Annotated in this window: 14 protein-coding genes; 8 read left to right on the top strand and 6 right to left on the bottom strand. The window is 39.3% G+C overall.

Features of this window, described 5'->3' with window-relative positions; all coding sequences use genetic code 11:
• Positions 1-89: 89 nt before the first annotated feature.
• The 7 genes from ED557_15450 (at position 90) to rodA (ending at position 7826) form a co-directional block, all read left to right on the top strand.
• Positions 90-680, top strand: coding sequence for a phosphoribosylglycinamide formyltransferase (locus ED557_15450; protein ID RNC79466.1), 591 nt, complete (start codon positions 90-92; stop codon positions 678-680).
• Positions 680-2254: a bifunctional phosphoribosylaminoimidazolecarboxamide formyltransferase/IMP cyclohydrolase PurH gene (purH, locus tag ED557_15445; protein ID RNC79465.1), complete on the top strand. Its 1575-nt coding sequence runs from the start codon at positions 680-682 to the stop codon at positions 2252-2254. The genes ED557_15450 and purH overlap by 1 nt, the downstream gene beginning before the upstream one ends.
• A 93-nt stretch (positions 2255-2347) precedes the next feature.
• Positions 2348-3412 carry a rod shape-determining protein gene (locus tag ED557_15440; GenBank protein ID RNC79464.1) on the top strand — a complete coding sequence of 355 codons (1065 nt, stop codon included), beginning with the start codon at positions 2348-2350 and terminating at the stop codon, positions 3410-3412.
• 13 nt (positions 3413-3425) lie between these two features.
• Entirely contained in the window at positions 3426-4268 is an 843-nt protein-coding gene (locus ED557_15435; protein RNC79463.1) for a rod shape-determining protein MreC, read from the top strand.
• Complete coding sequence (locus ED557_15430; protein ID RNC79462.1) at positions 4265-4735, top strand: rod shape-determining protein MreD; 471 nt, start codon at positions 4265-4267, stop codon at positions 4733-4735. The genes ED557_15435 and ED557_15430 overlap by 4 nt, the downstream gene beginning before the upstream one ends.
• 59 nt (positions 4736-4794) lie before the next feature.
• Complete coding sequence (mrdA, locus tag ED557_15425) at positions 4795-6579, top strand: penicillin-binding protein 2 (protein RNC79523.1); 1785 nt, start codon at positions 4795-4797, stop codon at positions 6577-6579.
• Positions 6576-7826, top strand: a complete 1251-nt coding sequence (gene rodA / locus ED557_15420) for a rod shape-determining protein RodA (protein ID RNC79461.1) — start codon at positions 6576-6578, stop codon at positions 7824-7826. Before mrdA ends, rodA begins: the two co-directional genes overlap by 4 nt.
• A gap of 1 nt (position 7827) precedes the next feature.
• Here the strand turns inward: rodA and ED557_15415 are convergent, their stop codons facing one another.
• A complete protein-coding gene (locus ED557_15415) occupies positions 7828-8436 on the bottom strand; it encodes a ribonuclease HII (GenBank protein RNC79460.1) in 609 nt (202 codons plus the stop codon).
• Between the two features lie 78 nt (positions 8437-8514).
• Between ED557_15415 and ED557_15410 the strand changes: the two genes are divergently transcribed.
• Complete coding sequence (locus ED557_15410; GenBank protein RNC79459.1) at positions 8515-9627, top strand: hypothetical protein; 1113 nt, start codon at positions 8515-8517, stop codon at positions 9625-9627.
• Between the two features lie 54 nt (positions 9628-9681).
• Here the strand turns inward: ED557_15410 and ED557_15405 are convergent, their stop codons facing one another.
• Genes ED557_15405 through ED557_15385 form a run of 5 tightly spaced genes read right to left on the bottom strand, consistent with a single transcriptional unit; the run spans position 9682 to position 14653 of the window.
• Complete coding sequence (locus ED557_15405; protein ID RNC79522.1) at positions 9682-10227, bottom strand: OmpH family outer membrane protein; 546 nt, start codon at positions 10225-10227, stop codon at positions 9682-9684.
• Between the two features lie 27 nt (positions 10228-10254).
• The gene (locus tag ED557_15400) at positions 10255-10773 is read right to left on the bottom strand and encodes an OmpH family outer membrane protein (protein RNC79458.1); all 519 of its coding nucleotides are present in this window, start codon (positions 10771-10773) and stop codon (positions 10255-10257) included.
• A gap of 44 nt (positions 10774-10817) precedes the next feature.
• Positions 10818-11348, bottom strand: coding sequence for an OmpH family outer membrane protein (locus tag ED557_15395; protein ID RNC79457.1), 531 nt, complete (start codon positions 11346-11348; stop codon positions 10818-10820).
• The gene (bamA, locus tag ED557_15390) at positions 11348-13807 is read right to left on the bottom strand and encodes an outer membrane protein assembly factor BamA (GenBank protein ID RNC79521.1); all 2460 of its coding nucleotides are present in this window, start codon (positions 13805-13807) and stop codon (positions 11348-11350) included. The genes ED557_15395 and bamA overlap by 1 nt, the downstream gene beginning before the upstream one ends.
• 24 nt (positions 13808-13831) lie before the next feature.
• A complete protein-coding gene (locus ED557_15385; protein RNC79456.1) occupies positions 13832-14653 on the bottom strand; it encodes an isoprenyl transferase in 822 nt (273 codons plus the stop codon).
• Positions 14654-14675: the final 22 nt, after the last annotated feature.

Genomic DNA, 14675 nt, shown 5'->3' with positions numbered 1-14675 from the left:
AAAAGTTTTCTAATTGAGAACTCTAATTCCTATCGCAGATTAAGTTTTTTATCTTTAGCCCTCTTTTGTAATTCAAAACTGACTGCTCTTTGGCTAATATTGTTGTTTTTGCCTCTGGCTCAGGCTCTAACTTTCAATCCATTATTAATTCTACCCAATCTGGTGAACTTGAAGCTCATATAGCCGGTCTTATCTCTAACAAGCAAGGGACTGGTGCAATTAAAAAAGCTGATGAGCATTCTATTCCTCATGCCGTTATCTCGGAAAATGATTTTAGCTCCTACCAGGAATATACCCAGCAACTAATCAGTCAATTGGAAAATTGGAAGACGGATTTAATCGTACTTGCCGGTTATTTGAGAAAAATCCCTGAAGAATTAATACAACAATATTCTAATCGGATTTTAAATATCCATCCCTCATTACTTCCAAAATATGGTGGGAAAGGTTTTTACGGATTGAAAGTTCATAAAGCAGTTATTGAAGCAGGAGATCAAGTAACTGGCTGTACTATCCATATTGTTTCTGAAGAATATGACGAAGGCCCAATTCTAGAACAGGTAGAAGTACCAGTAATGGATAGCGACACACCCGAATCACTTGCTAAACGAGTGTTGGAACAGGAACACCTTTTTTACCCGAAAGTAATTTCTAACTATTTAAAACAACTAACCGATTAATGGCTCTTAAACCTCTTTCTTCTCTTCCAACAACCCCATTAACCATAAAAAGAGCTCTCCTTTCTGTATCTGATAAAACAGGATTATTGGAATTGACAAGAGCACTGGACAGCGCAGGTGTGGAAATTATCTCTACTGGTGGAACAGCAAAAGCGATCTCGGATACAGGTATTGCTGTTAAAGATGCTTCGGAAGTAACAGGATTTCCCGAATGCCTGGACGGGAGAGTAAAAACGCTTCATCCCAATATTCATGGAGGCATACTCGCAAGAACAAGTTATACACCCGATAATGAAGAGCTTGAGAAATTAGGTATTAAACCGATCGAATTAGTGGTAGTAAACCTCTACCCTTTTAAAGAAACTATATCAGGGGGAGATATTACAGAAGCAAAGGCTACTGAGTTTATAGATATAGGTGGACCTACTATGATCCGCGCATCGGCAAAGAACTTTGCTCATGTATGTATTCTTTCATCTCCCGGGCAATATGAAGACTTCATTTCTGAGCTAAATCAAGGAACCGGGATTAGCTTTGAATCCAGAAAAAAGCTTGCAAAGGATGCATTTGCGCATACAGCCGATTATGATTCAGCTATATCGAACTATTTTGATCAAATTGTTGGAGATGAACCCTCCCATCAGTTCAATGTTTCGGTACCATTATCTCAGGAGCTAAGATATGGTGAAAACCCACATCAGAAAGCTGCTTTGTATGGAAATCAGAATGATATCATAGACTGTTTCCATGGTAAGCAGTTGAGTTATAATAACTACCTGGATGTTGATGCGGCCCTTAATATCATTTCTGACTTCAACTCTGATAAACCTGCTTGTGCTATCATAAAACATACGATCCCATGTGGAGTAGGTATCTCGGAAAATTTAAATGATTCCTATAAAAAAGCATTCAGTACGGATACTGTTTCTCCTTTTGGCGGAATCGTAGTCGTGAATCAAGAACTTGATTTCGACACTGCACAATCGATTGATAGTATTTTTACCGAAATCATTATTGCTCCTTCGTTTTCTAGGGAAGCACTTCAATTACTCACTCAAAAGAAAAACCGCCGTTTGATAACTATCAAAGGTGATCTTGCGAAAAATGAACTTTCTACTTTCCGAAGTATTTTTGGTGGGCTCTTAAAACAAGATGCGGATTTGGAACCTTTTGATGAATCCGAATTTAAAGTAGTGACTGATCGTAAACCAAGTGAATCCGAAATGGAAGATCTTCTTTTTGCATGGAAAGTCGTTCGTCATATTAAATCGAATGCCATCGTTTATGCAAAAGATGGGAAAACACTTGGTATTGGGTCTGGGCAAACCAGCAGAGTTGATTCTTCTGAGATCGCAGTAGCAAAAGCTATCAAAGAGGGACTAAGTTTACAGGGTTCATCTATTGCTTCTGATGCCTTCTTCCCTTTTGCTGATGGTGTAGAAGCTGCTGCGAAAGCGGGAGCAACTGCAGTAATTCAACCCGGAGGAAGTATCAGAGATGAAGAAGTAATTACTCGTGCAAACGAACTTGGAATGACAATGATATTCACTGGAAAAAGACACTTTAAGCACTAAAAATCATTTTTTTAATGATTCGGAAATAGAATATCAATATTGTATTTTCCAGCCAAATTATCAGCAGCAACATCAACGCTATAACTACTAAAAATGTCGGATCGATTTGGGATTCCATCCCCTAAATCAGCTAAAAAACCTCCAAAAAAAGGACTTCTAGATTTTCTCTACACTGACATCGCCATTGATTTGGGCACAGCCAATACGCTAATCTACTCTCGTGGTGAAGGGATTGTTTTAAATGAGCCTTCTATTGTAGCTCTAAATCAACAAGATACTCCAGTTGCTACCGGGCATGAAGCTCGGTTAATGCATGAAAAAACCCATCGCAAGATACGCACTGTCCGCCCGCTTCGAGATGGAGTGATAGCAGATTTTGAAGTAGCCGAACAGATGATTAAGGGAATGATACACAAGGTAAAAAAGAAGTGGTATTCAACTACTCGTCAAATGGTGATTTGTGTACCTAGTGGGATTACTGAAGTAGAGCGAAGAGCAGTAAGGGACAGTGCTGAGCATGCTGGTGCTAAGGAAGTACATCTTGTTGATGAACCGATGGCTGCTGCAATTGGTATCGGTCTGGATGTGCATGAACCTGTAGGAAATATGATTGTTGATATCGGTGGTGGAACTACAGAAATCGCTGTTATTGCATTATCGGGAATTGTATATGCTCAATCTGTTCGTCTTGGTGGTGATGAATTAAATGAAGATATCATAAATTATTTCCGTCGCAATCATAACCTCTTAATTGGTGAACGAACAGCAGAGAAGATCAAATGTGAAATTGGATCAGCAGCACCTTTAGATGAGGAATTGGAGATGATTACCAAAGGTAGAGATTTGGTAAATGGTGTACCAAGAACTCGACATATCACTTCTAAAGATGCGCGAGAAGCCATGGCAGAATCTGTAAATACTATTGTCGAATCTATCACTAAATCCTTGGAGCAAACTCCTCCTGAACTTTCAGCAGATATCCTTGACCGGGGTATAATGTTGACCGGGGGTGGAGCATTGCTTAAAAATTTAGACAAACTGATAATGGAAACAACTGATCTTCCGGTACATATTGCTGAAGATCCGTTGACTGCTGTTGTTCGTGGAACCGGAGCAATCCTAGAAAACTTGGAGTACTATCGACCGGTAATAGACTAACGGAAAACGCTGAATGCGGTTTAGAATTTTTAAAGTTGAACATGCTTCTGACTATATAATCACTGCCCTTCTCTTAGTATGTGCACTTACAATAGCAATCAACCGACATCAGGGAGGGATTAATACCCTCAGGCAAGCCAGTATCACTTTTATTAGCCTACTTGAGGAACCACTTTCCAATATTCGAATTTACAGACAGGCTCTAAATACGAATACCTACCTTCAACGGCAGAACATTCTCCTTCAGGATGAATTAAGCAGGCTCAGAGCCATAGAGGAAGAAAACAAAGAGCTCAGAGAATTACTTAATTTCCAAGAGAGAGGAACTTACGATATGGTTCCTGTAAGCCTGGTAAGCAAAGAGCTTAACGGTTCAAACAACAGCTTCACAATAGATGCAGGATCGAGACATGGAATAGAAGCTGGTATGCCAATCATCACTTCAGACGGGCTTATTGGAAAGGTCATACTTACAAGCAGATTTTACTCGCAAGGCATGCCCTACTTCAATAACCTTTTTAAAGTAAGTGCTGTAGTTTCTGAGACAAAATCTATGGGAATAGTAAGCTGGACCGGAGATAATAAGACAGAACTAGTGATGGATTTTGTCCCTAAAACTATACCTGTTGATTCTGGTTTTGTGATTGAAACTTCCGGATTTGGGAACGAATTCCCTCCAGGTATTCCTATTGGTTATGTTGTTCGTACTGAGACCGAACCTGGTAAGGATACACAACGAATTTTTTTAAGGCCCTATACTTCATTATTCAATGTGGCTGAGGGATTTGTAGTCCGCTTTGAACAGGACTCGGTCATACAAAATCTAAATGAAGATTATAACGAGTTGTTCCGATGAATAGCGAGCTATTAAAAGATTTTGGACTTGGAATCGTATTTGTGATTTCGCAAATATTGTTCTTTCAACACTTAAATATCTTAGGTACTACTGTAGATCCTATCATTTTCTTTCTTCTCTGGTTAATACCTAGATACGAGCGATCGAGCCTACTATTTATGGCAGCAGCACTTGGTTTAATTCAGGATGCTTTTTTCGACTTTTGGGGAATGTTTATGTTCTCAAAAACCCTGCTCGTTTTTTTGTTATATAACTTTGTAAGAAAGAGAGCTGAAATTCAGCTTCTGCTTTGGCAGATCTTCCTTTTTATTTGGGTTGCAGCAATTGTACATAATCTAATTTTCTTTGGCTTGAATAGCTTCTTTGAAGCCTATGCAGTGAATTACTACCCATTTCTACAAATTGTTGGAGGTGCAATTTATACCGCTCTTGTAGGTTCTCTGATATATGTTTTTAGAGTGAAGTAGGTATGTATAAAGGACAACCAAATAGAACCCGAACCTCTATTCGAGCCCTCCAGATTATTATGGGAGGGCTTTGCCTGATTGTACTTGGAAGAGTTTTCTACTTACAGGTTATTCATTATGAAACCTATGCCGTTCTGGGACAAGAAAATTCTATCAGACAGGAATATGTAAGTCCTGCCAGGGGGTTAATTTATGATCGAAATGGGAAACTGCTGGTTGATAACGAACCTATCTTTTCGATAACAGTAACACCTGCAAATTTCGACAGGGATAAAATTCCTTTGTTGGCTGAATTACTTGAAATCGAAGATAGCCTGGTTACTTCAAGAGTAGATGAAGCCCGGCGTTACTCCTGGTATAGAACCTCTCCTCTACTAACTGATGTTGATTTTGAAACCTTCTCTAGAATCCAGGAAAACATTTGGCAACTTCCTGGAATTGGACATCAAATAGAGAGTAAGCGAAATTATGCCCCTAACATCACCGCATCTCATATTTTTGGGTACTTGAGAGAGGCTGACAGAAGTGACTATGAAAATTCTTCTGACCTAAGACTGGGTGACAAAATTGGAAAAAGTGGTCTTGAATTGATTTACCAGGATTCTCTTCGAGGGGAGCTTGGTATAGAATTCCTAAAGGTTAATGCTTTTGGGCAATCTTTGGGTAAGTATGAAGGAGAGCGAACAGACAAAAACCCTCAACAAGGGTTCAACCTGATCACTACAATTGATGCAGATCTCCAATCATTTATTGAAGAATTGATGGTTGACAAGGTTGGTGCAGTTGTAGCTATGAAACCTCATACCGGAGAAATTCTTGCCCTGGTGAGCTCTCCTAGCTATGATGTAACTCGGTTAGCGGGAAGACTCGATAGAGAATACTGGGCTCATATAAACTCGGACACCACAAGACCCTTATTCAATAGAGCGATATCCAGTAGACAACCTCCTGGGTCTACATTTAAGCCACTTATGGGCATGATCGGTATGCACCTTGGATATGTTACCCCTGAAACAGTAGTTAAAAATACCGGGGGATACATGAGGGGGCGTTTATACAGAGATATCGCCCCGTTAGGAGACTATAACCTGGAAACGGCTATCGCTTATTCAAGTAACACCTATTTCTATCAATTAATGGATCGAATAAGCACTCAGGGTGATTTAAATAATTGGAACAAGCTGGTCAAAGATTTTGGATTGGGTGCTCAGACCTCGGTTGATCTACCAAGTGCTACCACAGGTATTGTTCCCGATAGTGCTTATTTCAATCGACGATTTGGAAGAAGACAATGGGGACTCGGAGATTTAATTAACCTTGGAATTGGCCAAGGAGTACTGTCCGTTTCTCCGCTTCAAGTAGCTCAAATGACGAGCTCAATTGCTAATGGTGGCTATAAGATTCAACCACATCTGGTTAGCGAGGTACAACAAGGAGAAATTTCAGAATATATTTCACCTGGCAAATATGAAAAGATAGACTGGATAGAACCAGAATACATTGAAGTTGTTAAAAGAGGAATGCGGCGTGTAGTTGAAGAAGGTAGCGGACGCTTTTATGCTAAAAACGATGACATTCCTACAGCAGGAAAAACTGGTACCGCTCAAAACCCTCATGGGTTTAGTCATGGGTGGTTCACCTCATTCGCTCCCTATGACAATCCGGAAATAGTAGTAACTGTATTTTTGGAGAATGCAGGCTTTGCTTCTATTTCTGCTGCACCGATAGCATCTTTAGTAATTGAAAAATATCTACAAGCAGAAATACAACGAAATAGTGTTTACAACTATGTATTAAACTGGGAGCCTAAAGAGGATAACTCACAAGGGGTGATCGAACAATGAGTAATGTTCGCGATTTTAATTGGTCCATTGCATTCGCCTGGTTAATTCTAACTATTGTAGGCCTTATAGCAATTTTTAGTGCAACTCAAGGGCCGGTGTCCGAGTTCTTACCTTCTTATATACAATCCAATTTCTATAAACAATTGGGCTTTGTGGTTATCTCGGTCATTATGATGATAGCTATTCAGTTTGTATCTCCAAGGTCATTTTTACAACTATCCTATATTTTTTATTTAGTTGGCATCATTCTCATGGTGCTTACCTTGCTATTCGGTTCGGAAATAAATGGTGCTAAAAGTTGGTTTAGAATCGGACCCTTTGGATTTCAGAGTAGCGAGTTCATGAAAATCGCTACTATACTTGCAGTAGCTAATTACCTTACCAGTAGAAGGAATATCTCTGCGGAAAATATTCGATTCGCCCTTGTCGCAGTATTAATAATCCTTTTACCTACAGCCTTGGTAATTGCTCAAAACGATTTTGGAACTGCAATTGTATTCCTGGCATTAATTCCAGTCATGTTATTTTGGTCAGGATTGCCATATGGGGTTTCGATATTTATCATATCTCCTGCAATAATTCTTTACTTGACGGTGCTAAATTGGCAACTAGGCCTGGTATCAGCAGTACTACTTACAGGATTAATCTTTTTTATCCAGCGCAGAACTTGGCTCACTATTACCTCTTTTGTAACAGGGATTCTTACTGTAATAGGAGTTCAACTCGCACTGACCAGTGTATTACAGCCTCACCAAATTGCTAGAATTCTTGCTTTCACAAACCCATCCTATGATCCTACCGGAGCAGGTTGGAATGTAATACAAGCTAAAACTGCCATCGGATCAGGAGGAATAACCGGAAAAGGTTTCCTCGAAGGCACACAAACACAACTTCGCTTTTTACCTGAGCAGTGGACAGATTTTGTATTCTGTGTGATAGGGGAAGAATTTGGCCTACTTGGAGCTGGCCTTGTAGTAATTACGTTCTTATTTCTTTTCGTTCGTCTTCTAGGACTGGCAGGCAACCATAAACACCCTTTTGCACAACTAGTAACTGTGAGTGTAACCTCAGTATTCTTTATTCATTTCTTCATTAATGTTGGAAGTGCAACTGCACTACTTCCGGTTATTGGTATTCCACTCCCGTTCATCAGCTATGGTGGCTCTGCTTTTCTTACTAATACAATCATGCTTGCAATCTGCTTGAATATGGACTTCCATAAAAGGGAATTCAGTATTTACCGATAACTTATTTGTACTTTTTATCAGTACCAAGATTGAAGCTCAAACGATGATGACGAGTATATCCATATTTTCTTAACGCCTCTCTATGATGTTTGGTTGGATAACCTACATTACTGTCCCATCCAAACTCCGGGAAGTCTTTATTTAGCGCTTCCATAAGGTTATCACGGTATACTTTTGCCAAGATAGACGCTGCCCCAATGCTTATAGATTTATCGTCTCCTTTTACGACACAGGTAAAGGGTATTAATGAAGCAGAATACCGATTCCCATCAACCAACAAATAATCAGGAGCTGCTCCCTCTTTGTTCGCACAGCTTTCCATTGTTGCGATTGAAGCCCATAGAATATTAAGACGATCAATATCTGCAATACTCCCCTCCTCTACCGACCAGAATAGTGCTCTTTTCTTTATCTCATCAGCAAGGCGCTCTCGCTCAGATTTATCAATTTTCTTGCTATCTCTTATCTCAGGGAATTCTGTTCCACTCTCAAAAATAACACCTGCTGCAACTACAGGTCCTGCAAGGCAACCCCTTCCTACTTCATCAAGCCCCATAATTCGTTCAAAACCCTCACTCCAAAGCTGCTTTTCATATTTCGTCCTGTCCATACCAAAAATATACTCCTTTCCCGTTCTTTAATGGAACTGTTTTAGAGAAACTTCTATTCTGAATACAAATTAAGTTGTATGAATTTTAGGTATTTCAATTGGGATGAACGTCTTCAAAAAAAATCAGGGAAAACTCCTTTTGATACACTTTGGGACTTATTCCAACAACTATTGACTATTTCCAGTGGAGACGTAGCTCAAGCTTTAAGATGGCTCACCGAACTGGATCAAGAGTATAACATCACCGATCAATTTGAGGAGGGATATTCGATCGGAGATTTTATCGAAGAAATGAAGCAAAGAGGATACCTGGACGACGGAGACCAGCCAGATTCCTTGACCATGACCAAAAAAGCCGAGCGGAGTCTAAGACAAAAGTCATTGGAAGAAGTCTTTAAAAACCTTGAAAAAGGTGGCTTTGGAAATCATAAAACTCAGTATTCCGGAAAAGGAATGGAAAGGCAACCTGAGACAAGACAGTGGAACCTGGGTGATGACGTTGGTCAAATTGATAGTTCTTCAACCATGCTAAATATGCTTCGCCATAGTTCGCTTGATCATTTCGATTTGCATGAAGACGATCTTGAGGTTCATGAATCTGATCACTATACCTCGGTAGCCACAGTATTACTTATTGACTTAAGCCATTCGATGATCTTATATGGTGAAGACAGAATAACACCTGCTAAAAAAGTAGCTATGGCATTGTCTGAGCTAATAATGACCAATTACGCAAAAGATTCACTAGATATTGTAGCCTTTGGTAATGAAGCCTGGCAAATCTCGGTTGAAGATTTGCCTTACCTGAAAGTTGGTCCCTATCACACAAATACTAAACAAGGCCTTGAAGTTGCACGGCACATTCTTCAGCGTAGAAAATATTCCAATAAGCAAATTTTTATGATTACCGATGGAAAACCTTCCTGTATGTTTGAAAATGGAAGACTATATAAAAATAGTTTTGGGCTTGATCGGAAAATTGTAAATAAAGTGCTTGATGAAGCTGTGAAGTGTCGAAGAGATAAGATCTCCATCACAACCTTTATGATTGCCCGTGATCCTTACCTGCAAAGCTTTGTTAGAGAAATGACCAATGCTAATAAAGGAAAGGCTTACTTCGCTTCGCTAAATGATCTAGGCGGGTATATTTTTGAAGATTATATTCAAAACAGGAAAAAGAACGTGAAATAAAAAAGCCCTCTTTATGACTAAAGTGGGCTTTAATTTTTTGGCTAGGCAGATCAATTAGAACATTCCAAGTTCTTCCATTACCTGTTCTGTAATATCGTACTTAGCTTGATACTCATCTGATGCATACAGAATTACAAGATCACCGGTACTCGTGGTTGTATTAAGTACATAAATTAATTCCATTCTGGTTGCAACTGCATCAATAGCAGATCCAATCTGTTCAAGTAGTGGACCAACTAATTCGTTTCTTTTCTCCTGAAGCTCCAGATCGGCAGTCTGTTGTGCTGCAAGAAGATCGTTTTGCATTTGGCCCAATCTTGCTTCTTCCTGTGCCTGGGCTTCTGCTGAAATTACTCCGATCTTTTGTTGGTAAGCTGCTACTTCTGTTTCAAAAATCTGCTGTCTTTGTATCAATTCTTGCTGCTTTCGAGCAGTGAAATTTTGTAGGCGTTGCTGTACCGCTTTCATTTCGGGCATATTTGCCAGTATAGCCTGTGGATTAACGTACCCGATTTTAAGCTCATCTTGCGCATTAACAGTAGAGGCTGCAAGGAGCACTACCAAAAGGGTTGTGAGGGTTGTACTAATTCGTCGTATCATTTTTTTCATGCGTTGGTCTAAAATTATTTATTGAGCCTGTAGTTTGGCTAACACTAGTGATGTAATATTTAATCGCTCTTCTTTGGAGAAGAAGATGATTGCATCTCCATATGAAGTCATCTGGTTCAAAACAAGATCCAGTCCCATTTCTTCTGCTGTCACTTTTATAGCAGTATCCATTCTTTCAATAATCGGAGTCATCATTTGAGCGCGTTTCTGTCTTATTTCATTTAAATAAGTTTCTCTATCCTGTTCAAGTGCTTCATTTCGATCCAAGAATTCCTGCTCTTTTTCTGCTCTAGCTTGTTCTGAAAGAACTGTCTTTCCTTCTTCATAAGTAGCAAAATCTTGTTGTAGTTGAGTTGTTCTCGCGAGTAAATCTGCGTCACGTGTCTCAACTAATTTCTGTATTTCCTGCTCAATGATCTGTACTTCTTCAATCTGTGCCAATACTTCAGCGGGGTTCATAAACCCGATTTTAATTTGGGCCTGTGCGCTAACAGTAAACAGTAATGCAACAAGTACAGCAACTATGTGTTTTCCCATAACTTTTAACTTTGTGGAAATTATCGTTTCTCTATGTAAGATGTTTATTCTATTTCTATTCCTAACTCTAGAAGAATAGCCTCATTTAAATTCCATTCTCCACGAGCGTATACCATATACAGATCACCTGAGCGATCAAATACATAGTCAAATCCCTGTTTTTGGGCTACCGTCCTTAAAGCCGTAAAAATTTGGCGTTGAATAGGTTCCAATAAATCCCTTTGATTTTGAAAATATTCGCCTTCCGGACCAAATTTCTGATTCAAGAACGTATCCCGAGCCAGTTTCTTTTGCTGGATTTCATTTCTTTTTTGTTGCCTTATCTCTTCTGTATAAAGAATTTCTTTAGCTTTATAATCCTCCTCTAATGCAAGAATTTCTGCATCCAACTCATTCAGTTCCTGCTCCCAGCCATCACTGAGTAACTGTAATCTCTGCTCGATTCCCTGATATTCAGGTATTTGAGCAAGTATTACCTCAGATTCAAAATACCCGATTTTCTGATTTTGAGCTTCTGAGTTTGCTGTACTGATAAAAAACAGCGCTAAGAATATTATGAGTACCTTTAGCTTCATTAGAATGGAGATCCGATATTGAATAAGAATTCCCAGTTTCCTGGCGTAATGGAAGTCCCTTCTACCCCATCAAGTCTATAGCCATAACTCAAGTCTACTAATCCAAGAACAGGCAAGAATAGACGTGATCCGAATCCAATTGATCGCTTCAATTTGAAGGGATCAAAGTCAGAAAACTCAAGGTAAGAGTTTCCGGCATCATAAAATATATATGGAATTACCTGTAGTTGTTCGGTGCTTACTGCCGGATACCTCATTTCAAATGAGTATTTCGCATAAACCCTTCCTCCAACTTGGTTTCCATCAACAACAGGGGCAATACTTTCTCCAATTCCACCAGGATACCCCCTTAGATCTATATTGTCATACACAAAGCTCTGACGCTGCTGAAGTTGTGTTCCCCCAACCAAAAACTTTTGAAAATCACTTCGCTTGTCATCTGTCAAATATCCTATAAATCCATAATCAGCCTGACTTGTTAGTACAAGTTTGCCAGCTACAGGAACATGATGTTGAAAATTAGTAGTGATTTTATAGAATTCAGAAAATCCCGGTAACGGAGGAGCAATTTCACCGGTAAGTGTAAACTTTGATCCAGAGTTCGGAGAAATAAAGTTATCTAAAGAGTTCCGCTCAAGCACTTGCTTTATGGAAATAAGACTCGAAGTACCTTCGGCTAAGAAAGAAAGAGAGTTGGTTACATCATACAGCTGATATCCAAGTACCGTACGGGTAGAAAAATAGTCATCCGGGAATTTCAACCGCTTTCCAAGTGAAACGCTTGCTGAAAATAGGCGATCCCGGGCGTCACTACCCGAATATCGAATGAAGTTATAGGAAAAATTGACTCCAAGTGAAGTAGGTTTCCCGTTCAACCATGGCTCAACAAATCCGAAGCTATAGCTTTGGTATCCGGTACCGGTTACCTGAACACCCAATGATAAATTTTGTCCATCTCCTGAAGGGAAAGGCGTAAAATCTCCTTCAATGGCCCTTTTCAAGGAAAAATTATTAAAATTCAACCTGGCGGAGATAATTGCTCCAATTGACTGACCACCATAACCACCTGAGAATTCAAAATTACTGGTACTCTGAGACTCATCCAGGCTAAAGGATATATCTACTTCTTTATTTTGAGGAATTGGTAAAACGTCAGGAGTAATATTCTGAGGATCAAAATAACCAAGTGTACTTAACTCCCTGATAGAACGCACAATCGCATCCCTACTATACTTATTTCCTGGAACCGTTCGTAATGTCCGGCGAACTACGTCGTCATGAGTATTAGTATTTCCCGAAAAGGAAACCGATCTAATAGTTGCAATTTCGTCTTCATATAAATCGAAATGCAAATCTAAAGAATCTTCGCCTACTTTAGTTATCGTTGGAAATAAGTTAAAGAAGAGATAACCAATATTTTGGTAAAGGCTATTTATGTCAGTAGAGCTTCTGTTAAAGGTAGTATTCGCTTCGTATTTAGATTCATCGAAGATATCTCCCTTTTCAAAACCTAGAGCGATTGTTAATTGCTCGTCGGTATATACTGTATTCCCATCCCAGCTCACATTCCTGACTTTATATTGAGGGCCTTCTTGTAAATCGAAGCGGACTTTTATCCCCTTTTTACTACCGTCATAATCGAATACCCATACTGAATCTGCAACTATGCGAACATCCGAATAACCATTGTTTCGATAGAAGGTCAGTAGTTTTTCTCTACCCTCTTCAAAATCTTCCTGCTTAAAAGTCTTTTTAGATAAAAACTTCCACCATCTATCTTCCTTAAGTGGTTTTACCGTTTTTGTAAGTTTTCTCTCAGAAAAAGCTTCAACTTCAGGGAATTGAATGTCTTTTATCTCAAGCTTCTTACCCCTTTTAACATCAAAAATTAATATTGATCTATTCTCAACCTTATCAGAGGGTTCAACACGCGCTTCAACTTCGGTAAACCAAAGACCTTTCTCTCGATAAAACTTGTCTATTGCTCGTTTTGCCTGTTCAATATTTGATTCTGTTATCGCTGTACCTGGAAGTAACAAAATCTGCTTTTTAAGGTCTCTTCTTTCTGTTCGTTTAACCCCTTCAATTTTATATTCGAGCATGCGGGGTTGCTCAGTAACCTCGATTACTAACCGGACACCAGTGGTTGTTTTCTCCGATATAAAAACTTTCACATCAGAAAAAAGACCTACTCTAAATAATCGTTTTATCGCATCGGGAATATCTTCACCCGGATAAGTGATTGTAGTTCCGGGCTGCAGAAGACTTGCGTTTATAATGAACTGCTCTCTGGTAGTTTCATTTCCCCTAATCTCAAGACCAAGAACAGTGTACTCTTGTGGAATCTCAAGCGTAGGATCGGTTATTTGAAAATCCTGAGCTTGAAGGTTTTGGTTAGCTACTGCTGAAAAAGAGAAAAGTAAAAAGGTAAAAAGTAATTGTTTTAAGAAAGTATGCACGTGGTAATTAGCCAATAAAGTTCATCAATTTTTGAGTAAACGGGATGAGCTACCCTTTTCGTCTTTTGCAATGTCTAATTTCCCAAAACGCCGATCTCGTTTTTGGTAGGAAGTGATTGCTTCGTAAAGCTCGTTACGTCGAAAATCAGGCCAATAGTGTTGTGTTATGTATAATTCGGAATACGCAAGTTGCCATAGTAAAAAATTACTAATCCGATATTCGCCACTAGTGCGGATAATCAAATCAGGATCCGGAATACTTGCAGTTGAAAGGTGATCACTAATCATTTGGTCATTAATCAGTTCGGGATCTAATCGCCCTTCATTTACATGAGCAGCTATTTTCTTAACTGCCTGAGTGATATCCCATCTACCTGAGTAACTAAGTGCTAAGCACAATTGAAGCCTGTTGTTGTTTTTGGTTAATTCAATGGCTTCCTGAAGCTCTTTCTGGCAGTCTTGAGGAAATCTATCCATCTGCCCAATTGTTACAAGCTGGATATCATTTTCGTGCAAGTTGTCTGCTTCTTTCCTTAGTGAGGAAACTAATAAACGCATTAGCCCCCTTACTTCAACCGATGGCCTTCCCCAATTTTCAGTAGAAAATGCATAAAGGGTAAGATATTGGACTCCTAATTGCGCACATGCTTCAGTAATATCTCTTACAGAATCGACCCCGACTTTATGGCCATGAAGCCTAACACTTCCGTTACTTTTAGCCCACCTGCCATTACCATCCATGATGATGGCAATATGCTCCGGAATTTCTCCATTTTCCTTTAAAAGGAGTTGTCTGGCTTTGTCTTCCTGGGACTGTTCTTTTTTAGTAAGAGTGAGCTCTTTCAACTAGATTTTGTCTGATTTTCAA

The sequence above is a fragment of the Balneola sp. genome, assembly GCA_003712055.1.
In the GTDB taxonomy this organism is placed as follows: Bacteria; Bacteroidota; Rhodothermia; order Balneolales; family Balneolaceae; genus RHLJ01.
Note: the sequence above shows the minus strand (reverse complement) of the source record. Positions and strands in the feature narration are given on the sequence as shown.